The organism is Pseudomonas sp. GT1P32 (assembly GCF_054897805.1).
This window is the reverse complement of the sequence record NZ_CM142704.1, coordinates 3,038,145-3,057,339: the sequence shown is the minus strand read 5'-3', so window position 1 is coordinate 3,057,339 and position 19,195 is coordinate 3,038,145. Positions and strand designations below refer to the sequence as shown.

Below are 19,195 nucleotides of genomic sequence, written 5' to 3'. Positions count from 1 at the left end.
ACGGTACAGGCTTGTGCCGGCCGCTCTGGTAAACTGCCGGCCTTTATTGCCCTGAGTGCCGTTCGTGTCGAGTTTTCCTGTCTGCCGGTGTTGCCCACGATGAACCACGCCCCCAACGCCGTAGCCCGCTTGCGCGACCAGCGCGAAGAGGAGGGCATCAAGCCGATTCAGGCCCGAGGCTGGAGGGCGACGCGTTGCCGTGCCTGCCGCGTGATCGAGAGCCATTGCCTGTGTGCCTGGCGTCCGCAGGTCGAGACCCGCTCGGGCGTGTGCCTGATCATGACCAACAAGGAAGTGTTCAAACCGAGTAATACCGGTTGGCTGATCGCTGACGTAGTGCGCGACAACCATGCATTCATCTGGTCGCGCACGGAAACTGATCCGCAACTGCTGGCGTTGCTCGCCGACCCGCAATGGCAGCCGTATCTGGTGTTTCCGGGCGAGTACGTCGAGCCTGAGCGCGTGACCAACACCGTCGAGGTGGATAGCAGCAAGCGACCGCTGTTTATTCTGCTGGACGCGACCTGGACCGAAGCCCGGAAGATTTTCCGCAAAAGCCCGTACTTTGAATCATTGCCGATCCTGAGCCTGCTGCCCGAGAAACTGTCGCGCTATCGTTTGCGCCGGTCGACCCGCAGCGAGCATTTGTGCACGGCGGAAGTGGCGGCGTTGTGCCTCGATCTGGCGGGCGATGTCGACGCCGCGTCGGCACTGGACGCTTATTTCGACGTGTTCAGCCAACATTACCTCGACGCCAAGCATCAGCTGGAAATGAACGTCGCAACACCGGCACATGCCGAGCTAATGCCTTTCGTACCGAAAACGGCCGCCGTCACGGCCTGATTGTCGCCCATACTGCAAAGAACTGTAGCGGCCAGGCACCTTGACCACCCCGGTTTCGCTGGGCATGCTTGGCGCCGATTGGGGCGCGGCTGTAGTTTCAGACGCCGTATTCTTTACGTGATTGCCACGTCATTGGCGTTGAACGTGCCCTGTTGGTGCAGCTCCGTGGCTGCGCCTTGAGCTGTTAGAAGAACAGGATCATTTGAAAAATGGCCACATACGAAATCCTGATTGCCGATGACCACCCACTCTTTCGTAGCGCCTTGCATCAAGCGTTGACCCTGGGCCTTGGCCCGGAAGTCCGTCTGGTGGAAGTGGCGAGCATCGCCGAGCTGGAAACCCGCCTCGACGAAAAATCCGACTGGGACCTGGTGTTGCTGGACCTGAACATGCCGGGCGCCTACGGTTTTTCCGGGCTGGTGCTGCTGCGTGGTCAATACCCGCAAATTCCGGTGGTGATGGTGTCGGCCCAGGAAGAAGCCTCGATCATGGTCAAGTCCCGTGAGTTCGGTGCCAGCGGTTTCATTCCCAAGTCGAGTGACCTGAGTGTGATCCAGAAAGCCGTACGTTCGGTACTGGATGGCGATGTGTTCTGGCCGCCTCAGGCGTTCGAAGCAGTCAGTGTTTCCGATGAAGCCAAGGCTGCCAGTGAAGGCCTTGCCAGCCTGACACCGCAGCAGTTCCGGGTGCTGACCATGGTCTGCGAAGGCTTGCTGAACAAGCAAATTGCTTACGAGCTGAGCGTGTCCGAGGCGACGATCAAAGCCCACGTCACGGCGATTTTCCGTAAGCTGAATGTACGGACCCGAACCCAGGCGGCGTTGCTCTTGCAACAACTTGAGTCAATTTCAAGCCATTGAAAGTTGGCATCTTCACGCTTTTTTGACTTTGGTTAATCTAGTTTTCCCACTCCTTTTTGGTCAGTTGCCACTTTTATGTCCCCTTTCAAAGGCCAGACCGGCCTGAAACGCATCCTCAACGCTTCCGGTTACTCGCTGGACGGCCTGCGCGCAGCCTTCACCGGCGAAGCGGCCTTTCGGCAACTGGTGTTGCTCAATGTCATCCTGATCCCGATTTCGTTCTTTTTGAACGTTAGCCGCGTCGAGCAGGCGCTGTTGATAGCCGTCTGCTTGTTGGCGTTGATCGTCGAGTTGCTCAATTCAGCGGTGGAAGCGGCCATCGACCGCATTTCCCTGGAATTGCACCCACTGTCCAAGAACGCCAAGGACATGGGCAGCGCCGCGCAGCTGGTGGCGTTGACCATGATCGCGCTGGTGTGGGCGGTAATCCTGCTTTAAGCGATGGTGGGCAGCACGATCTCGTCGCTGCGCTGAACCCCGGCGGTGAAAGCGCGGCACAGATCGAGGAATTCGCGCATCGCCGGCGTCTGAAATTTCTGTTTGTGCCAGATGAAATAGAACTGCCGCGCTAGATCGAGATCCGGCGTTTCCACTGGCACCAGGCTGCCGCGGCGAAACGCGTCGCGCAGTGCCAGCCGTGAAATGCAGCCAATCCCCAACCCTGATTCCACCGCGCGCTTGATCGCTTCGGTGTGTTCCAGCTCCAGGCGGATATTCAACGCGCTGCGATGATGACGCATGGCCTGGTCAAAGGTCAGGCGCGTGCCCGAGCCTTGTTCACGCAGAATCCACGCCTCGTGACTCAGTTCTTCCATGGTCGCCGTGCCGCGCAGGGCCAACGGATGCTGTGGCGCGCAAAACACCACCAGCTCATCCTCGACCCAACTCTGCACTTCGATGTCCGGATGGCTGCAGTCGCCTTCGATTAGACCCAGATCAATTTCATAATGGGCAACTTGTTGCACGATGTTGGCAGTGTTTTGCACGTGCAGCTTCACCTGGCTTTCCGGGTGGCGCTGCATGAAGCTGCCGATCAGCAACGTGGCCAGGTAGTTGCCGATCGTGAGGGTCGCGCCGACCGCCAGCGAGCCGAAACCGGATTTGCCGTTGAGCAGGTCTTCGATTTCCTTGGCTTGGTCGAGCAACGCCACCGCTTGCGGCAACAGTTGCTTACCGAGGGCGTTGAGGCTCAGCCGTTTACCGGCGCGGTCGAACAGCTGGCAGCTGGACTGGCGCTCCAGTTCGGTGATCGAGGTGCTTGCCGCCGATTGCGACAGGTTGAGCAGGCCCGCAGCACGGGATACGCTTTCCTGCTGGGCGACGGCGACGAAGACTTGAAGTTGACGGAGAGTAAATCGCATATCGATATAACCGATAACCCTTATCTTAATAATCCATTTAACAGATATTGTCGCTGCCATTAGAATGCGATGCAATTGCGCAGATCACAGGCGCAGGCAAAATCTCCAGGAGTCCCACGTACATGAGCAACATGAACCACGAGCGTGTCCTCAGTGTTCACCACTGGAACGACACTCTGTTCAGCTTCAAGTGCACCCGCGATCCGGGCCTGCGCTTCGAGAACGGTCAGTTCGTGATGATCGGCCTGCAACAGCCAAACGGCCGGCCGCTCATGCGCGCTTACTCGATTGCCAGCCCGAACTGGGAAGAGCATCTCGAGTTCTTCAGCATCAAGGTGCCTGATGGCCCGCTGACTTCCCAGTTGCAGCACCTGAAGGAAGGCGACGAGATCATCATCAGCAAGAAGCCTACCGGCACGCTGGTACTGGACGACTTGAAGCCTGGCAAACATTTGTACCTGCTCAGCACCGGTACCGGTCTGGCGCCATTCATGAGCGTCATCCAGGACCCGGAAACCTACGAGCGTTTCGAAAAAGTGATCCTGTGCCACGGCGTACGTTACGTCAACGAAGTCGCTTACCGCGAGTTCATCACCGAGCACCTGCCGCAGAACGAGTTCTTCGGCGAGGCCCTGCGTGACAAGTTGATCTACTACCCGACCGTGACCCGCGAGCCGTTCGAGAACGAAGGTCGCCTGACCGACCTGATGCGCAGCGGCAAGCTGTTCAGCGACATCGGCCTGCCTCCGATCAACCCGCAGGACGACCGCGCCATGCTGTGCGGCAGCCCGAGCATGCTCGACGAAACCAGCGAAGTGCTGAACAGCTTCGGCCTGAAAGTTTCGCCGCGGATGCGCGAGCCGGGTGATTACCTGATCGAGCGTGCGTTCGTCGAGAAATAAGAATACCGCTCAACCGCTCTGCTCTACCTGTGGGAGCGAGCCTGCTCGCGATGGGGGAGTGTCAGTCGACATCAATGTTGACTGTCACACCGCAATCGCGAGCAGGCTCGCTCCCACAGTTGTTTTTGGTGTTCAGATCTTCGCCGAAATGACTTCGAGAACGCGGATCATGCCTGCTTCGGGATAGTGCCATCGCACATCCACATCCCAGAACTGCGCGCCATATTCCCGCTCAGGCGCAGGCGTCTGATAAGCCGGCCGCGGATCTTGCGCCAAGCACTGCTCAACCAGCGCCACCAATGGCTCTTCAAGACGCTGAGCGTGCCCATGCGCCTGTTGCAACGCCGAGTCCGTCCACTGCACGGGAATCAGCTGCGGCGCAGCGCTGGCGATGCTGTTGGAGGCGGTGTCGATGATGTCGGCATAAGGCACGTAGGGTTTGATGTCGAGAATCGGTGTGCCATCCAGCAAGTCGATGCCGGATATCCACAGGCGATTGGCTTCGACCTTGTCCAGCTTCACCACGGATTGGCCAATGCCGTTGGGCCGATGCGTCGCGCGGGTGGCGAACACGCCCATGGATTTGTTGCCGCCGAGGCGAGGCGGGCGGACTTTCAGGCGTGGCTTTTCTTCCAGGGCCTGATGGAACAGGAACAGCAGCCAGACGTGGCTGACCTGCTCCAGACCCTGCACGGCGTCGCCCTGATCGAACGGCGCCACCAGTTCCAGCACGCCGCGGGCGGCGGGCGCCAGTTGCGGCTGGCGCGGGATGGCGAACTTCTCCTTGAAACAGGAGCGCACGAAGCCGATGGGGGAAACGCTGTAGGTCATTGGTTTAGGGTCGAAGCAGGATTGAGGCGGGCATGATAACCCGATCGACCTGCCTTCAGTTGTGCCTGTGCTGGCCCTTTCGCGAGCAAGCCCGCTCCCACAATGGATCTTCTGAGCACCATAGATCGAATGTGGGAGCGGGCTTGCTCGCGAATGCCGCACCGCAAATCCTAGAGGCTAAACCCACCATCAAGAGGAATAATATTCCCGGTCATGTAAGCCCCCGCCGTACTCGCCAGACTGATCGCCAACGCCGCCATCTCTTCCTCCCGGCCCCAGCGCTTCATCGGAATCAACGCCGTATCCTCCGCCAGCGCCTGCTCATCGTTCTCGATGTGCTGGGTCATCTTGCTCGGAAAGCGCCCCGGCGCGATTACGTTGACGTTGATGTGTTGGCTCACCAGTTCCCGCGCCAGAATCCGCGACAATTGATGCAGGGCAGCCTTGCTCGGCCCGTAGGCATAAGCCTGTTCGCCGAAGGAAGAAATTCCCGCCACCGAGCCGATGTTGATGATCCGCGCCGGATTGGCTTCTGACCCGGCCTTGCGCAGCAGCGGCAAGAACTGCTGGATGCAGTTGAACACCGACGTCACGTTGAGCTGCATGACCTTTTCCCAGCCCTTGACCGGGTAGCTTTCCAGCGGCGCTCCCCAGGTGGTGCCGGCGTTGTTCACCAGGATATCCAGATGGCTGATCTGCTCGCCCAGCCCCGTGGCGAGTTGCAGCACACCTTCTTCAGTGGCCAGGTTGGCGGCCACCGCGCGGCACGTTCCGAAGGCGCTCAACTCGTCAGCCGTTTGCTGACACGCTTCGGCATCGCGCGCGCAGACGTACACGGTAGCGCCGGCCTCGACATAGGCCTTGGCGATCATTTTGCCGATACCACGGGTGCCGCCGGTCACCAGAGCGGTGCGGCCTTGCAGGGAGAAGTACGGGTGCATGGCGAATCCTGAGAGCTGAGGGTGCATACACCCTAGTCGTCAGCCGCCGGAAGCGGAGCCACTATTTTTGCGCGGAATGAAGGTCTATAGAGCCTTCGGCTACTGCCACCCTTGTAGGAGCCGGCTTGCCGGCGATGGCGTCCTCAAAATTGCCATCGCCGGCAAGCCGGCTCCTACAGGGGAAGGTGGTGTGGGCGATTACTGCGGGCGAACGCGCAGGGTCAGGCCCTTGAGGAAGTTGCGCAGCAACTGGTCGCCGCACGGGCGATAGTTGGTGTGGCCGAACTTGCGGAACAGCGCGCTCAGTTCAGGCTTGGACACCGGGAACTCGGCGGCCTTGAGGATCGCGTGCATGTCGTCTTCTTTCAGTTCGAAGGCTACGCGCAGTTTTTTCAGGATGATGTTGTTGGTCACCGGCACTTCGATTGGCTGCGGCGGACGGCTTTCATCCTTGCCACGCTTGAAGATCACCAGGCCGTCGAGGAAATGCGCCATGACTTCGTCCGGGCAACGTACGAAGCCTTCCTCGTCCTCTTCTTTCTTGTCGAGGTAGGTCAACAGGTCTTCCAGGGACACGTCCATGCCGCCGAGCTTGATGATCTCGATGACTTTCTTGTCGCTGATGTCGAGCATGTAGCGCACGCTGCGCAGTACGTCGTTATGAATCATGGTGTGCAATCCTGATAGTCGGCAGTGGGCGCCGCATAAGCCGCGGCGCCAGAATGTGTGGCGGCGTGAAAAGTCTTAGAACTTCTCTTTGCCGGACAGGTAGCGCCATTGGCCCAGCGGCACTTTGCCGATGGACACGCCGCCGATGCGGATGCGGCGGATGGCGACGACCTTCAGGCCGACGGCCTGGCAGAACAGGGCAATCACGCCCGGTTGTGGGTTCTTCATCGCAAAACGCAGGCGGTTTTCGTTCTGCCAGCTGGCCTTGACCGGCGGCAGTTCCTTACCCTTGTAGGTGAGGCCGTGGTTCAGGCGGTTGAGGCCGTGAGCGACCATCTCGCCTTCAACCTCGACCACATACTCTTGTTCGATTTTCGCGGAGTCGGCGGTGAGTTTGCGCAGGATCTTCCAGTCCTGGGTGAACACCAGCAGACCGCTGGCGTTGGCCTGCAGGTCGGTGCTGGCGGTCAGGCGCAGGAAATGGCCCTTGAGCGGACGTTTGCTGAAGCGGTGTTCTTCGCTCAGGGTTTCGGCGCTGAGGGTGGCCATCGCGGTGTCTGCGTCCATGCCTGCCGGCACGTTGAACAGGATGGTCACCGGCTCTGGTGCGCTGGCCTTGGCCTCCGGGTCGAGCTCGACTTTCTGGGTGTCGACCTTGAACTGCGGCTCGTCGATGACTTCGCCGTCCACGGTGACCCAGCCGCCCTCGATGAACAGCTCAGCCTCCCGACGGGAACAGCCGACGAGTTCGATGAGGCGTTTGGAGAGACGTATCGGGTCAGTCATGACAGGGCCGTAACAAAAAAGGGGTGGGCATTGTACCTGCTGGGCGCCGGTTAATCCCGGCTCCATTTGCGCCGTACAGCTTTTTGTAGGAGCCGGCTTGCTGGCGATGGCATCTCCTCGGTCTGTCAAATGCACCGCGGTGATGCCATCGCCAGCAAGCCGGCTCCTACACAGGTTAGCCGTTGCTCGACTGTTGCCGGGTTTGGCGCAGCCGCATATGCAGCAACGGATAAGGCTGCCCCATGCCGTCATGCTCGGTGCGGCCGATCACCTCGAAGCCCTGTTTGAAGTAGAACCCCAGCGCCTGCGGGTTCTGTTCATTGACGTCCAGCTCATCGGCGTTCAGGTGTTCCATGGCATAACGCAGCAACTGCTTGCCCAGGCCCTGGCCACGGTGGGCCGGGTCGATGAAGAGCATTTCGATCTTGCCCGCCGCCACGCCGGCGAACCCGGTGATGCGCTGGCGCGAGTCTTTGGTGCAGATCAGCATCACCGCGTCGAGGTAGCGCGTCAGCACCAGATTCTTCAGCAGTTCGATGTAGCTGTCCGGCAGAAAGTCGTGGGTGGCGCGCACCGAGTCTTCCCAGACCCGAGTCAGTTCCTGGTAGTCGCTCTGTTTCGGCGTGTGGATGACCGAATGTTGGCGCATGGCCGAATGCCCCTTTTGCAGTGGATGGCGCGAGTCCTTTCTCCCACAAAACGATAGACGTAAAAAAGCCCCGCATCTCGTCAAGAGAGCAGGGCTTTGCGTATTTTTTGCGTTTAGATCTGTTCAGCCCACAAGTCGTATTCGTCGGCGTCGGTAACCTTGCACCAGACTTTGTCGCCCGGTTTCAGGTTGATGCCGTTGTCGATGAACACGTTGCCGTCGATTTCCGGGGCATCGAAGAAGCAGCGGCCAACCGCGCCTTGCTCGTCGACTTCATCGACCAGCACTTCGATTTCACGGCCGACGCGCATTTGCAGGCGTGCCGAGCTGATGGCTTGCTGGTGCGCCATGAAGCGGTCCCAACGGTCCTGCTTGACGTCGTCCGGGACGATGTCCAGGTCCAGGTCGTTGGCCGGTGCGCCTTCGACCGGCGAGTACTGGAAGCAGCCGACGCGGTCGAGCTGGGCTTCGGTCAGCCAGTTCAGCAGGTACTGGAAGTCTTCTTCGGTTTCGCCTGGGAAGCCGACGATGAAGGTCGAACGGATGATCAGGTCCGGGCAGATCTCGCGCCAGTTTTTGATCCGTGCCAGGGTCTTGTCTTCGAACGCCGGGCGTTTCATCGACTTCAGGACTTTCGGGCTGGCGTGCTGGAACGGGATGTCCAGGTACGGCAGGATCTTGCCAGCGGCCATCAGCGGGATCAGCTCGTCGACGTGCGGGTACGGGTAAACGTAGTGCAAGCGCACCCAGACGCCGAGGGTGCTCAGGGCTTCGCAGAGTTCGGTCATGCGGGTTTTCACCGGCGCGCCGTTCCAGAAACCAGTGCGGTATTTCACGTCGACGCCGTAGGCGCTGGTGTCTTGCGAGATCACCAACAGCTCTTTGACGCCGGCCTTGACCAGGCGCTGGGCCTCGTCGAGGACGTCACCGACCGGACGGCTGACCAGCTTGCCGCGCATCGACGGGATGATGCAGAAGCTGCAGCTGTGGTTGCAGCCTTCGGAAATTTTCAGGTACGCGTAGTGGCGCGGGGTCAGCTTGATGCCTTGCGGTGGCACCAGGTCGATCAGCGGGTTGTGATCCTTGCGCGGCGGCACGACATCGTGCACGGCGTTCACTACCTGCTCGTACTGCTGCGGACCGGTCACGGCCAGCACGCTCGGGTGCACGTTGCGGATGTTGCCTTCTTCGACGCCCATGCAGCCGGTCACGATGACCTTGCCGTTTTCCTTGATGGCTTCGCCGATCACTTCCAAAGATTCTGCCTTGGCCGAGTCGATGAAGCCGCAGGTGTTGACCACCACGACATCGGCGTCCTGGTAGGTGGACACAACGTCATAACCTTCCATGCGCAGCTGGGTAAGGATGCGCTCGGAGTCGACCAGTGCTTTGGGGCAACCCAGGGATACGAAACCAACCTTTGGATTGGCCGGCGCAGGAGTGGTGGACATGTCTAACCTCGGTATTTGTGACGCCTCCAGCCGAAGACGGCAAGGCGACAAACGGGCACTTGGTGTGCCTCTGATCAAAAAGTGCGCAATTCTAGCGATGAGAGACGCACTTGACCAGCTTTATGGAGGGAAATACGACGAGTGCTGCGCTATGCTTCGCGCCGTTACGCTTTACCGATTTTTTACAGTCAACAAAACGTCTGTAACGTCATGTAAAACAGCGCATGCTGCGTGACAAAGCATAGTGCTTCTTCCAAAGAAGTCCGGTCTGGGTAGTAGGAGTGTTGGATGGGTCAGGCAAGTAGTCAGGCGGCGGGTGCCGAGCATTCGGGGGCGAAGCCGATCGGCATGCTGGTCGCAGCGGTCGGGGTGGTTTACGGCGATATCGGCACGAGCCCGCTGTATACCCTCAAAGAAGTGTTTTCCGGTGGTTACGGCGTACCGGTCAACCATGACGGCGTGTTGGGCATCCTGGCGCTGATCTTCTGGTCGCTGATCTGGGTCGTCTCGATCAAGTACATGATGTTTGTCCTGCGCGCCGACAACCAGGGCGAAGGCGGGATCATGGCGTTGACCGCGCTGGCGCGGCGGGCAGCGGCGGGGCACAAGAAGTTGCGCACGTTGCTGGTGGTCTGCGGGCTGATCGGCGCGGCGCTGTTCTATGGCGACAGCATGATCACTCCGGCGATCTCCGTGCTTTCGGCGATTGAAGGTCTCGGGCTGGCCTTCGATGGCATCGACCATTGGGTGGTGCCGCTGTCGTTGATCGTGCTGGTGGCGCTGTTTTTGATCCAGAGCCACGGCACCGCGCGAATCGGCATCCTGTTCGGGCCGATCATGGTCACCTGGTTCCTGGTCCTGGGCGCACTGGGCGTCTACGGCATCATGCAGCATCCGGAAGTGTTGCAAGCGATGAACCCGGTCTGGGGCGTGCGCTTCTTCATCGTTCACCCGGGCATGGGCGTGGCGATCCTCGGCGCGGTGGTGCTGGCGTTGACCGGCGCCGAAGCGCTGTACGCCGACATGGGCCACTTCGGCCGCAAGCCGATTGCCCGCGCCTGGTTCATCCTCGTGCTGCCGGCACTGGTGCTGAACTACTTCGGCCAGGGCGCCTTGCTGCTCGGTGACCCGGAAGCGGCGCGTAACCCGTTCTATCTGTTGGCGCCAAGCTGGGCGTTGATTCCCTTGGTCGGCCTGTCGACCCTGGCCACGGTGATTGCTTCGCAAGCGGTGATTTCCGGCGCGTTCTCCCTGACCCGCCAGGCGATCCAGCTCGGCTACATTCCGCGCATGCACATCCAGCACACCTCCAGCGCCGAGCAAGGCCAGATCTACATTGGCGCGGTGAACTGGGCGCTGATGGTCGGCGTTGTGCTGCTTGTGCTGGGTTTCGAATCTTCCGGCGCCCTGGCCTCGGCTTACGGCGTTGCGGTGACCGGGACCATGCTGATGACCAGCATTCTGGTGTCGGCAGTGATACTGCTGCTATGGAAATGGCCACCGGTCCTTGCGGTGCCGGTCCTGTTGGGATTTGTGCTGGTCGATGGCGTGTACTTCGCCGCCAACGTGCCGAAAATCGTACAGGGCGGGGCCTTCCCGGTGATCGCCGGTATTGCGCTGTTCGTGCTGATGACCACCTGGAAGCGCGGCAAACAATTGCTGGTGGAGCGCATGGACGAGGGCGGGCTGCCGCTGCCGATTTTCATCAGCAGTATCGCCGTGCAACCGCCGCATCGTGTCCAGGGCACCGCCGTGTTCCTCACCGCGCGGCCAGACGCCGTACCCCACGCGTTGTTGCACAACTTGCTGCATAACCAGGTGCTGCACGAGCAAGTGGTGCTGCTGACGGTGGTGTACGAAGACATCCCGCGAGTACCGACGACACGGCGCTTCGAGGTGGAATCCCACGGCGAAGGGTTCTTCCGGGTGATCCTGCACTTCGGCTTTATCGACGAGCCGGACGTGCCGCTAGCGCTGAAGCTGTGTCACCTCGATGACCTCGACTTCAGCCCGATGCGCACCACCTACTTCCTCAGTCGCGAGACGGTCATCGCCTCCAAACTTGAGGGGATGGCGCGTTGGCGCGAGGCGTTGTTTGCGTTCATGTTGAAGAACGCGAATGGCAATTTGCGCTTCTTTAATCTGCCGCTGAACCGGGTGATTGAGTTGGGGACGCAGGTCGAGATGTAAGCCCGCGACATCGAAAAGCCCCCGTTGCCTTGAAGGTAGCGGGGGCTTTTTATTGCCCGACGCCTGACGCTGGCTAACAACGATCCCCTGTGGGAGCGAGCCTGCTCGCGATGGCGGACTAACATGCACCATTAATGTTGCCTGACAGACCGCTATCGCGAGCAAGCTTGCTCCTACAGGGACCGTGTTTCTGGCTTTTTTGTGAGTGTGGCCCGTCGCTTTTCGTTGCGCTCAGGCCATTGTTTTTTGGATTCGGTTTTTGTCCGAGCCGGCTGCTCCAGCACCTTCACTGCATCATCAACCACTGCCTTACTCATCGCCGTCAAATAATGCGCGGCCCAAGCGTGTCGGTCTGTGTCTCGGGCGTAGGCAGCATCTTTGGTCAGCTCTTTGGCCAGGAACAGAAAATCAGAGGCCATGGCTAACGCATCGCTGAGGGGAACGTCTCGCGTGACATGGAATAGGGGTTGGTTTGAGCAGTAGAGGACGGGGGTGAGGCCGATGGTTTTTAGTTCTGAGGGGGCAGGTGAATCTGTTTTGCTCATGGTGTATCTCCTAAACTGAGGAGCCGCCACGTTCGTTTCCAAGCGAATGGGTGGCAGCTGTGCGCAGGTTGGAAAACCGGGAGCCTAGGAAACCGGCACGTCCGAAGACGTCCCACGCACAACCGCCATGACACAGGATTGCAGCCGTAAATGTCTGCGGTCATGTTGGGCACGTTGTTGCCTACGCTCGACGGGTTTCCAAGCCCGATCGCTGAATGGTCAGCGACGTCAGGAGACTATCCCGTCAAAGAAAAGCCCAACAAGGCATCAAAGTGCCCAAAAAACACGATTCAGAGTTTGCCTACAAGGTCTGCGGACGTCATCCGATATCGCGCCGTCTGAAACAAACAAAAACTAAACGCCGCAAGTGATTCTGCGAGTCGAGGACATGGGCGCAAAAAATTAAATGAGTGTCGGGGGGAAAATATGACGGCGTTACTAGAACGTGCTGAACAGGCAATATCAGTGGTCGCGATGGTCAAGGACTTCAGTACCAGGCTCACTGAAATCTCCACTCGAGCCACCGAGCGCCTGGTTATTTTCAAGGACAATCAACCGGCAGCGGTCATTATCAACGTCGAGGCGTATCAAGAAATGCTCGACGAGCTGGATGACCTTCGGATTGAAGTAGCTGTTCTGGAACGCCTGACCGGTTTTGATGAGACCAGCGCAATCGACCACGACGATATGCGGGGACGGCACGCCAGGAAAGGCTGAAGCAACAGGGGATGGCGTGTTTCTAAGAAGCATCCGACAAGTATCGATTGGTATTGACGACTCGATATTTTCATTGAGACAAGTGTCCACGTTTTATGGAATGTGGACACTTGGGTTTTCAGCATCGTGGAGAGTCAAGACATTTTGCGTTTATTCAATCTGGCCAGCCTGCACGCCATAAAATCCTTCTAGCTGTTGGTGCTTCATGTCTGTACGAACCTTTTTTGGGGACTTTTTTTGACTTGAAGAGCAATTCATTTTCAACGTTTACACGGTCCATTGTAGGAGCCAGCTTGCTGGCGATGGACTCAAGTGCACCGCGGTGAGCCAGTCCGTACGCGTAATCGTTAACGACCATCGCCAGCAAGCTGGCTCCTACAGGTTCTGTGTTTCCCAGTAATCCGTGAAGAACCATAAAAAAGCCCCCGCTACCGTAAGGCAGCGGGGGCTTTTTTGTGGGCGGGTTCAGGTCACTCCTGAGTCGCCGTCTCCTTCGCTTGACGCTTCTCGATCACATCCACCAACCGCTGGGCCAGTTTCGGGTAGTTCTCGTCGAAGTGGTGGCCGCCGGGCAGTTTGATGGCTTCGCCTACGGCGGTCTTGTCGGTGCAGCCGCTTTCGTCGATTTCTTCTTCACCGAAGATGCACACCACTTTCTCTGGCGGCAGTTTGGCCATTTCCGGGCCGGTGGCGGCTTCTTTGCCGGCGTTGCCGAGCCAGCCTTCGACTTCGATTTCGAAGCTGCCGGTACGGGCGAAGGCCAGCAGGATGATTGCGTCGACGCGTTGCTGTTCCGAGGCTTCCAGGCGGTTGTAGATTGCCGGCAAGACGTCGGCGCCGAACGAGTAGCCCGTCAGGATGAAGCGCTTGGTGCCCCATTTCTGCCGGTAGTGCTGCATCAGTTCAGCGAGGTCCAGGGCGCTTTGCTCTGGGCTCTTGTGCTGCCAGTAGTAGCGCAGGGTGTCGATGCCGACGACCGGGTAGCCGATCTTGGCCATTTCGCCCGCTACGTCGCGGTCGAGGTCACGCCAGCCGCCGTCACCGGAGAGGAACAGGGTGACGGTGTCCTTGGCCTGGCCGGCAGGGACTTCAACCACTGGGATTTGCAGGCCGCCAGCGGCTTTGTCGCCACCGACGAGGAGCTTGCGCAGTTCGTTGTTCAGCACTTGCGGCAGGTTGATGTCGTAGTCGCTGATGCTGGTTTCGGCGTTGGGTTGGTCGCGCACGAAGCCGGCGCTGGTGTCGTCCGGGTTGTCGTTCCACGCCACCAGCCAGTGACCGTGAGCGGCGCTTTTCGGCAGCAGGTGGGTGCAGCCGGGTTTTTCCAGGGCCAGGTCCACCGAAACGGCCTGGGACTTGTCGTCCTTCTGCTCGGACAACCAGCGCCATGCCAGCACGGCGCCAGGGCCAATGCCGCTGACCAGCGTCGCCGGGCCTTTGAGTTCTCTCAGGCCGGCTTGCAGGGCGCGGCTTTGCAACAGGCAGTCCTTGGGCAGGATCACCTGAACGATCTGCGCCGAACCGCTGCGGCTCAGGGTCATTAATTGTTTGTCGCTGAGCTTCTGGTCTTCATTGACCGCCACCAGCACCTGGGCGCGCGGCGTGTTGCCGGGGATGACGCGGGTCATCGCGGCGCCGTCGGCCGGTGTCAGCCGTTCGAGCGTCGGTTCTGGCGCCGGGCGTTTGAGGAACCAGTAACCGCCACCGAGAATCAGGGCCAGCACTACCAGTGTGCCCAGTACGTACCGCAAGGAGCGTTGAATCATCAGCGTTTCACCAATCCAGTCAAGCCGCCCGCAATCAGGGCAGCAGTGTCGGCCAGGGCAACCAGCGGATCAAGTCCGGCGGGCACAGCCATATAACGGGGTTCCCAGTCAGGCTGGAACTTGTCTTTGAAGCGGCGCAAGCCTTGGAAGTTGTACAGCTGCTCACCACGGCGGAAAACCATCGAGCCCAGACGCTGGGTCAGTGGCGCGCCACGACGGGGTTGCAACCCCGACAGCGGCACCATGCCCAGGCTGAAACGCGCATATCCATGATTTTTATAATGTTGAATCAGGCCGACCATCATGAATTCCATGGTCAGTTTGGGCGCATCCGGGTGCGCGCGCATCAGGTCGAGGCTGGCCAGGTCATGGCCGAAAGTCTCGAGCAGGTTGGCGAACGCCACCGGACGCCCTTCGAAACGGATGACAGCGATGCGGAAATGCTTGAGGTAGTCATCACCGAAACGACCGAGGGAGAAGCCTTTCTCGCGCACGTTCTTGCCGGTCAGCCAGGCATCGGAAATCACCTTGAGCTCATCCATCGGCGCATGCCCTGGCTCATGAATCTCCAGCGACAGGCCATCACGGGTGCCACGGTTCCAGGTGTAGCGCAGGTCTTTCATCTCTTTGCCCTTGGCTTCGAGATCAAAGCGCTGCAGATCGACCCGGGCTTCTTCGCCGAGCTTGATCGCAGTCAGGCCGATGTCCATGTAGTACGGCAGGTTCTCGGCGCGTACTTGATAGAACACGGGGCGGGCGTGGTGGATGTCACAGAGGTCGCGGAACTGCCAGATCATTTCCGCCCGTTGCTGGGTCGGGCCGATCGGGTCATACAAGGCCACCAGGCTGCGCCCACGGCGGGCGTACATCAGGAACGCTTCGTCGTTAGGGTGAAACAGCAGCGCCTTGTCACCGGTCAGGGCGAGGCCACCGTCCGGTTGTGCGGAAGCCATCAGGATTTTTACCGCGCGGTCCAGTTCGTCCGGCGTGGGCAGGTGGATCACCGGGCGTGCGGTGCGCAGCAGCCAGGTCAGGGACACCACCACCAGCAGCACGGCGGCGCCGAGCAGCGAGCGCAAGCCACGCGGGGCGTCGGCGTCGAGGGTGAACTGCCACCAGAGTTGATGGCTGTAGGGAACGTCCTGATAAGCGAACAGCAGCAGCCAGATCGACGCACCGAGTACACAAAGGCTCGACACCAGATACAGCGGCGAAAACGGCAGTTCGGTCAGGCGGCTCGGGCGATAGAACGAGCGCCGGAAAACCCCCAGCAGGCTCGCGGTCAGGGTCATCAGGCAGGCTTCTTCCCAGTCGAAACCCTTGAGCAGCGAAAGCACGGCACCGACCAGCAACAGAATGGTGGTCAGCATCCACGCGGCCGACAGGCGCCGACGCAGGCCTTGAGCCAGCAGCAGGCAAAGAACGCCGACCAGGCTGGCGCCGAAGTGCGAAGCGTCGACCAGTCGATGAGGAATCAGGAAGCCGATGTGTTCCAGGCGCGTATCGATTTCCGGGGTCACGCCGGAGAACAGCAGCACCACGCCGGACAGGAACACCAGCACCGCCAGAATCGGCGCGGCCAGGCCGGAGGCTGCGCGCAGAGACTGACGCGTCTGAAACAAGCGCTGGCCTTCGTTGATCAACAGCAGCAAGCACGCGACCAGTAGCGGCAGCACCACGTAGATCAGGCGATAGAGCAGCAATGCGGCGGCCAGTGGTGCGGCGCCAAGCTTGTCGGCGAAGGCTGCCAGCAGAATCGCCTCGAACACGCCGACGCCACCGGGAACATGGCTGAGCACACCAGCGGCCAACGCCAGCAGGTACACCAGCAGGAATGCGCCGAAGGGCGGTGCTTCCGGCAGCAACAGATACAGCACGGTCGCGGCAGCAGCTACGTCGAGGGCGGTAATGACCAGTTGCAGGAACGTCAGGCGACGGCCCGGAAGACGCAAGGTGCGACGACCGACCTTGACCAGCAGGTTGTCTGCATAAGGCTGCTCTGGCAGGCGCCGGCGATAGATACCGACGGCCAATACGGTAAACAACAGCAATACAGCGGCGGCAATCGCACCCAGCAGCATCTGGGAGAGGCCCAGGGCGGCAGAGGCGGCAGGCAGGTTGCTGAGCGTGGCGAGTGCGGCCAGCGGGGGCAGGGCGCAGCCGAGCGAGAGGCTGGCGAACAGCGTCATGTGCGCGACATCGGAAGCCCCCAGGCCATGACGCGCATATAAACGGTAGCGAACCGAGCCTCCCGAGAGCATCGACAGGCCAATGGCATTACCGATGGCAAATGCCGTGAACCCGCCCAGGGCAAGAATCCGCGGTGCAAGGGTCACGCCGGCATAGCGGCTGGCCGACCATTCGTAACCAAGCAAGATGATGAAGCCGACCACGGTTGCGGCCAATGCACCGATCAGTGCCGGTTTCGGCACGTCGAGAATGGAGTCGTGCAGAGCGTACAGATCGAGTTCGCTCAACAGGTGGCGACAGGCAATCAGCGCGATAGCGAACAACAGCAGGGTGACCGCCAGGCCAATGGGCTGACGGTACTTGCTGACCAGATCAAGCAAGCGCAGACGCTCGGCCTTGATCGGTTGTGTCGCTGTGACGGTGTCTTGTGAATCAGACGAGTTGGCGCGCATCAATCACCTCTTGGATTGTGCGCGACAGGATGGGGGTATCCAGCCAAGTTACCAATCCCTGTAGAAAAAAATAATCACAAATATTAACGCCTCTCACCGATCAGCGGCGATGGCATGGCATCCGTCGTAGGGGGTTCTGTCTGCGATTCAGCATAGTCTGAACTCAGAACTCTGATGATCCCGAACGCTTCCCTACACAGTGACAGGTCATTGTTGCGAAAGGACTTTTTCAACAGATACAAAAAAGGCCACTCTTTCGAGTAGCCTTTTTTGATGTTTGGTTGCGGGAGCCGGATTTGAACCGACGACCTTCGGGTTATGAGCCCGACGAGCTACCAGACTGCTCCATCCCGCGTCTGTGTGGCGGCATTCTATAGAGATACGCCGGTGTGTCAACCGTTAATCCGGCGCCGGGTCAAATAAGCGTAAATAAGCGGCGAACGGTCGCAGGGGAGCGTTAAGTTTCGGAATCAGAACGATTTCTGCTTTCTGCCAAAAAACACGCGCGCACAAAAAAGGCCACTCTTTCGAGTAGCCTTTTTTGATGTTTGGTTGCGGGAGCCGGATTTGAACCGACGACCTTCGGGTTATGAGCCCGACGAGCTACCAGACTGCTCCATCCCGCGTCTGTGTGTCGGCATTCTACAGAGGAACGCCGGGCTGTCAACCTTCAATCCAGATAAAACCTGTTCTGGTTCAATCGCTTAGCTCTGAAAGAGGGCGGTGTGATCGGCTGTGAGTCAGGCCTGGCAAGGCTTGCAGCTCTATCGCAGGGGCGCTTTCGATTGAGAAAATAAATTCATCTGTAACTTTTCCTACCATTGGGTAAGAACATTCAGACTACTGGTGCTATATACAGGTGTCGGTGAGATACTGCCAATCCGGCACGCCTTGACTCCAATTCTACGCCATGAACACCGCTTTAATATGACCCAGCGAAAAATCATCCACGTCGATTGTGACTGCTTCTACGCTGCCATCGAGATGCGCGACGACCCGCGCCTGGCCGGAAAACCACTGGCGGTGGGCGGTTCGGCGGATCGGCGCGGGGTGATCGCCACTTGTAACTATGAAGCACGGGCGTATGGCGTGCGTTCGGCGATGTCGTCGGGGCACGCCTTGAAGTTGTGCCCTGACCTGACCATCGTCAAGCCGCGCATGGACGCCTATCGAGAAGCCTCGAAGGAAATTCACACGATCTTTCGCGATTACACCGACTTGATCGAACCGCTTTCCCTCGATGAGGCTTACCTCGATGTGTCGGACAGTGCGCACTTCGGCGGCAGCGCCACGCGAATTGCCCAGGATATTCGTCGTCGGGTGTCCAATCAGTTGCACATCACCGTCTCGGCCGGCGTGGCGCCGAACAAGTTCCTGGCCAAGATTGCCAGCGACTGGAAGAAGCCCAATGGCTTGTTTGTCATTACGCCGGATCAGGTCGAGGATTTCGTCAGCGGTTTGCCCGTCAGCAAGCTCCACGGCGTTGGCAAAGTGACTGCCGACAAGCTGGGCAGGCTGGGTATTGTCGACTGCTCGCATTTGCGCGAATGGGACAAGTTGGCGCTGGTGCGTGAATTCGGCAGTTTTGGCGAGCGATTGTGGAGTCTGGCCCGTGGGATCGATGATCGGTTGGTGCACAACGACAGTCGGCGACAATCGATCAGTGTCGAAAACACCTATGACGTGGATCTGCCGGATCTGGTGAGCTGTCTGGATAAATTACCCGAGTTGCTGGAAACCCTGGCGGGCCGCATGGCGCGAATCGACAACAGCTATCGGCCGGGCAAACCGTTCGTCAAAGTGAAATTCCATGACTTTACCCAGACCACGCTGGAGCAGGCCGGGGCAGGGCGGGATCTGGGGAGTTATCAGTTGCTGCTGACCCAGGCGTTCAATCGCGGCGGGAAACCAGTGCGGTTGTTGGGGGTCGGGGTGAGGCTGGAGGATTTGCGCGGAGGGTTTGAGCAGATGGAGTTGTTTGAGCGGTAGTTTAGCGGTGAATGTGATGGCCTCTTCGCGGGCAAGCCTCGCTCCTACAGGGG

18 protein-coding genes and 2 tRNA genes are annotated in these 19,195 nt (G+C 59.5%); 7 read left to right on the top strand and 13 right to left on the bottom strand.

The window, feature by feature from the left end; genetic code table 11:
• Positions 1-99 precede the first annotated feature (99 nt).
• The 3 genes from ACYZUC_RS14045 (at position 100) to ACYZUC_RS14035 (ending at position 2,141) form a co-directional block, all read left to right on the top strand.
• Positions 100-843, top strand: coding sequence for a tRNA-uridine aminocarboxypropyltransferase (locus ACYZUC_RS14045; protein WP_207285793.1), 744 nt, complete (start codon positions 100-102; stop codon positions 841-843).
• Positions 844-1,052: 209 nt separating this feature from the next.
• Entirely contained in the window at positions 1,053-1,703 is a 651-nt protein-coding gene (gene erdR, locus ACYZUC_RS14040) for a response regulator transcription factor ErdR (RefSeq protein ID WP_192228519.1), read from the top strand.
• 75 nt (positions 1,704-1,778) lie between these two features.
• Positions 1,779-2,141, top strand: coding sequence for a diacylglycerol kinase (locus tag ACYZUC_RS14035; RefSeq protein WP_008030027.1), 363 nt, complete (start codon positions 1,779-1,781; stop codon positions 2,139-2,141).
• Here the strand turns inward: ACYZUC_RS14035 and ACYZUC_RS14030 are convergent.
• A complete protein-coding gene (locus ACYZUC_RS14030) occupies positions 2,138-3,064 on the bottom strand; it encodes a LysR family transcriptional regulator (RefSeq protein ID WP_008030029.1) in 927 nt (308 codons plus the stop codon). The genes ACYZUC_RS14035 and ACYZUC_RS14030 overlap by 4 nt on opposite strands.
• Before the next feature lie 122 nt (positions 3,065-3,186).
• Between ACYZUC_RS14030 and fpr the strand changes: the two genes are divergently transcribed.
• Positions 3,187-3,966, top strand: a complete 780-nt coding sequence (fpr, locus tag ACYZUC_RS14025) for a ferredoxin-NADP reductase (RefSeq protein ID WP_003443014.1) — start codon at positions 3,187-3,189, stop codon at positions 3,964-3,966.
• 132 nt (positions 3,967-4,098) lie between these two features.
• Here fpr and tsaA read toward each other — a convergent pair whose 3' ends face one another.
• The 6 genes from tsaA to rimO all read right to left on the bottom strand — a co-directional run bounded on the left by tsaA (position 4,099) and on the right by rimO (position 9,293).
• Positions 4,099-4,797, bottom strand: coding sequence for a tRNA (N6-threonylcarbamoyladenosine(37)-N6)-methyltransferase TrmO (gene tsaA / locus ACYZUC_RS14020; protein WP_461996390.1), 699 nt, complete (start codon positions 4,795-4,797; stop codon positions 4,099-4,101).
• Between the two features lie 170 nt (positions 4,798-4,967).
• A complete protein-coding gene (locus tag ACYZUC_RS14015; protein WP_461996388.1) occupies positions 4,968-5,738 on the bottom strand; it encodes an SDR family oxidoreductase in 771 nt (256 codons plus the stop codon).
• Between the two features lie 198 nt (positions 5,739-5,936).
• Positions 5,937-6,407, bottom strand: a complete 471-nt coding sequence (locus ACYZUC_RS14010) for a YehS family protein (RefSeq protein WP_017336769.1) — start codon at positions 6,405-6,407, stop codon at positions 5,937-5,939.
• A gap of 75 nt (positions 6,408-6,482) precedes the next feature.
• The gene (locus tag ACYZUC_RS14005) at positions 6,483-7,193 is read right to left on the bottom strand and encodes an rRNA pseudouridine synthase (protein ID WP_461996386.1); all 711 of its coding nucleotides are present in this window, start codon (positions 7,191-7,193) and stop codon (positions 6,483-6,485) included.
• Between the two features lie 175 nt (positions 7,194-7,368).
• Positions 7,369-7,842 (bottom strand): GNAT family N-acetyltransferase, encoded by a 474-nt coding sequence (locus tag ACYZUC_RS14000; RefSeq protein WP_461996384.1) that lies wholly within the window; start codon positions 7,840-7,842, stop codon positions 7,369-7,371.
• A 113-nt stretch (positions 7,843-7,955) separates the two neighbouring features.
• Positions 7,956-9,293, bottom strand: coding sequence for a 30S ribosomal protein S12 methylthiotransferase RimO (rimO, locus tag ACYZUC_RS13995; RefSeq protein WP_461996382.1), 1,338 nt, complete (start codon positions 9,291-9,293; stop codon positions 7,956-7,958).
• 288 nt (positions 9,294-9,581) lie between these two features.
• On the opposite strand from rimO, the gene ACYZUC_RS13990 reads away from it, so the two are divergent.
• Complete coding sequence (locus tag ACYZUC_RS13990; protein WP_461996381.1) at positions 9,582-11,483, top strand: potassium transporter Kup; 1,902 nt, start codon at positions 9,582-9,584, stop codon at positions 11,481-11,483.
• Positions 11,484-11,656: 173 nt separating this feature from the next.
• Here ACYZUC_RS13990 and ACYZUC_RS13985 read toward each other — a convergent pair whose 3' ends face one another.
• The gene (locus tag ACYZUC_RS13985; RefSeq protein WP_461996379.1) at positions 11,657-12,028 is read right to left on the bottom strand and encodes a DUF3077 domain-containing protein; all 372 of its coding nucleotides are present in this window, start codon (positions 12,026-12,028) and stop codon (positions 11,657-11,659) included.
• 426 nt (positions 12,029-12,454) lie between these two features.
• On the opposite strand from ACYZUC_RS13985, the gene ACYZUC_RS13980 reads away from it, so the two are divergent.
• On the top strand, positions 12,455-12,745 hold the full coding sequence (locus tag ACYZUC_RS13980) for a type II toxin-antitoxin system Phd/YefM family antitoxin (protein ID WP_461996377.1): 291 nt from the start codon (positions 12,455-12,457) through the stop codon (positions 12,743-12,745).
• Between the two features lie 154 nt (positions 12,746-12,899).
• Here ACYZUC_RS13980 and ACYZUC_RS13975 read toward each other — a convergent pair whose 3' ends face one another.
• From ACYZUC_RS13975 to ACYZUC_RS13955, 5 genes are all read right to left on the bottom strand, one after another.
• Positions 12,900-13,103, bottom strand: a complete 204-nt coding sequence (locus ACYZUC_RS13975) for a hypothetical protein (RefSeq protein ID WP_461996711.1) — start codon at positions 13,101-13,103, stop codon at positions 12,900-12,902.
• Positions 13,104-13,215: 112 nt separating this feature from the next.
• The gene (locus ACYZUC_RS13970; protein ID WP_461996376.1) at positions 13,216-14,511 is read right to left on the bottom strand and encodes a virulence factor family protein; all 1,296 of its coding nucleotides are present in this window, start codon (positions 14,509-14,511) and stop codon (positions 13,216-13,218) included.
• Positions 14,511-17,153, bottom strand: a complete 2,643-nt coding sequence (gene mprF / locus ACYZUC_RS13965; protein WP_461996375.1) for a bifunctional lysylphosphatidylglycerol flippase/synthetase MprF — start codon at positions 17,151-17,153, stop codon at positions 14,511-14,513. Before mprF ends, ACYZUC_RS13970 begins: the two co-directional genes overlap by 1 nt.
• 278 nt (positions 17,154-17,431) lie before the next feature.
• A tRNA-Met gene (locus tag ACYZUC_RS13960) sits at positions 17,432-17,508 on the bottom strand.
• Between the two features lie 194 nt (positions 17,509-17,702).
• Positions 17,703-17,779, bottom strand: a tRNA-Met gene (locus tag ACYZUC_RS13955).
• 301 nt (positions 17,780-18,080) lie between these two features.
• On the opposite strand from ACYZUC_RS13955, the gene dinB reads away from it, so the two are divergent.
• A complete protein-coding gene (gene dinB, locus ACYZUC_RS13950; protein WP_461996373.1) occupies positions 18,081-19,142 on the top strand; it encodes a DNA polymerase IV in 1,062 nt (353 codons plus the stop codon).
• Positions 19,143-19,195 lie beyond the last annotated feature (53 nt).

What these genes read in the sequence shown, in the direction of transcription:
- ACYZUC_RS14035 (WP_008030027.1), top strand. Translation starts at nt 1,779, where the DNA reads ATGTCCCCTTTCAAAGGCCAGACCGGCCTGAAACGCATCCTCAACGCT.
- ACYZUC_RS13970 (WP_461996376.1), bottom strand. Translation starts at nt 14,511, where the DNA reads ATGATTCAACGCTCCTTGCGGTACGTACTGGGCACACTGGTAGTGCTG.
- ACYZUC_RS14005 (WP_461996386.1), bottom strand. Translation starts at nt 7,193, where the DNA reads ATGACTGACCCGATACGTCTCTCCAAACGCCTCATCGAACTCGTCGGC.
- ACYZUC_RS13985 (WP_461996379.1), bottom strand. Translation starts at nt 12,028, where the DNA reads ATGAGCAAAACAGATTCACCTGCCCCCTCAGAACTAAAAACCATCGGC.
- erdR (WP_192228519.1), top strand. Translation starts at nt 1,053, where the DNA reads ATGGCCACATACGAAATCCTGATTGCCGATGACCACCCACTCTTTCGT.
- ACYZUC_RS13990 (WP_461996381.1), top strand. Translation starts at nt 9,582, where the DNA reads ATGGGTCAGGCAAGTAGTCAGGCGGCGGGTGCCGAGCATTCGGGGGCG.
- rimO (WP_461996382.1), bottom strand. Translation starts at nt 9,293, where the DNA reads ATGTCCACCACTCCTGCGCCGGCCAATCCAAAGGTTGGTTTCGTATCC.
- ACYZUC_RS14000 (WP_461996384.1), bottom strand. Translation starts at nt 7,842, where the DNA reads ATGCGCCAACATTCGGTCATCCACACGCCGAAACAGAGCGACTACCAG.
- tsaA (WP_461996390.1), bottom strand. Translation starts at nt 4,797, where the DNA reads ATGACCTACAGCGTTTCCCCCATCGGCTTCGTGCGCTCCTGTTTCAAG.
- ACYZUC_RS14045 (WP_207285793.1), top strand. Translation starts at nt 100, where the DNA reads ATGAACCACGCCCCCAACGCCGTAGCCCGCTTGCGCGACCAGCGCGAA.
- ACYZUC_RS14010 (WP_017336769.1), bottom strand. Translation starts at nt 6,407, where the DNA reads ATGATTCATAACGACGTACTGCGCAGCGTGCGCTACATGCTCGACATC.
- ACYZUC_RS13975 (WP_461996711.1), bottom strand. Translation starts at nt 13,103, where the DNA reads ATGGTCGTTAACGATTACGCGTACGGACTGGCTCACCGCGGTGCACTT.
- mprF (WP_461996375.1), bottom strand. Translation starts at nt 17,153, where the DNA reads ATGCGCGCCAACTCGTCTGATTCACAAGACACCGTCACAGCGACACAA.
- dinB (WP_461996373.1), top strand. Translation starts at nt 18,081, where the DNA reads ATGACCCAGCGAAAAATCATCCACGTCGATTGTGACTGCTTCTACGCT.
- ACYZUC_RS13980 (WP_461996377.1), top strand. Translation starts at nt 12,455, where the DNA reads ATGACGGCGTTACTAGAACGTGCTGAACAGGCAATATCAGTGGTCGCG.
- fpr (WP_003443014.1), top strand. Translation starts at nt 3,187, where the DNA reads ATGAGCAACATGAACCACGAGCGTGTCCTCAGTGTTCACCACTGGAAC.
- ACYZUC_RS14015 (WP_461996388.1), bottom strand. Translation starts at nt 5,738, where the DNA reads ATGCACCCGTACTTCTCCCTGCAAGGCCGCACCGCTCTGGTGACCGGC.
- ACYZUC_RS14030 (WP_008030029.1), bottom strand. Translation starts at nt 3,064, where the DNA reads ATGCGATTTACTCTCCGTCAACTTCAAGTCTTCGTCGCCGTCGCCCAG.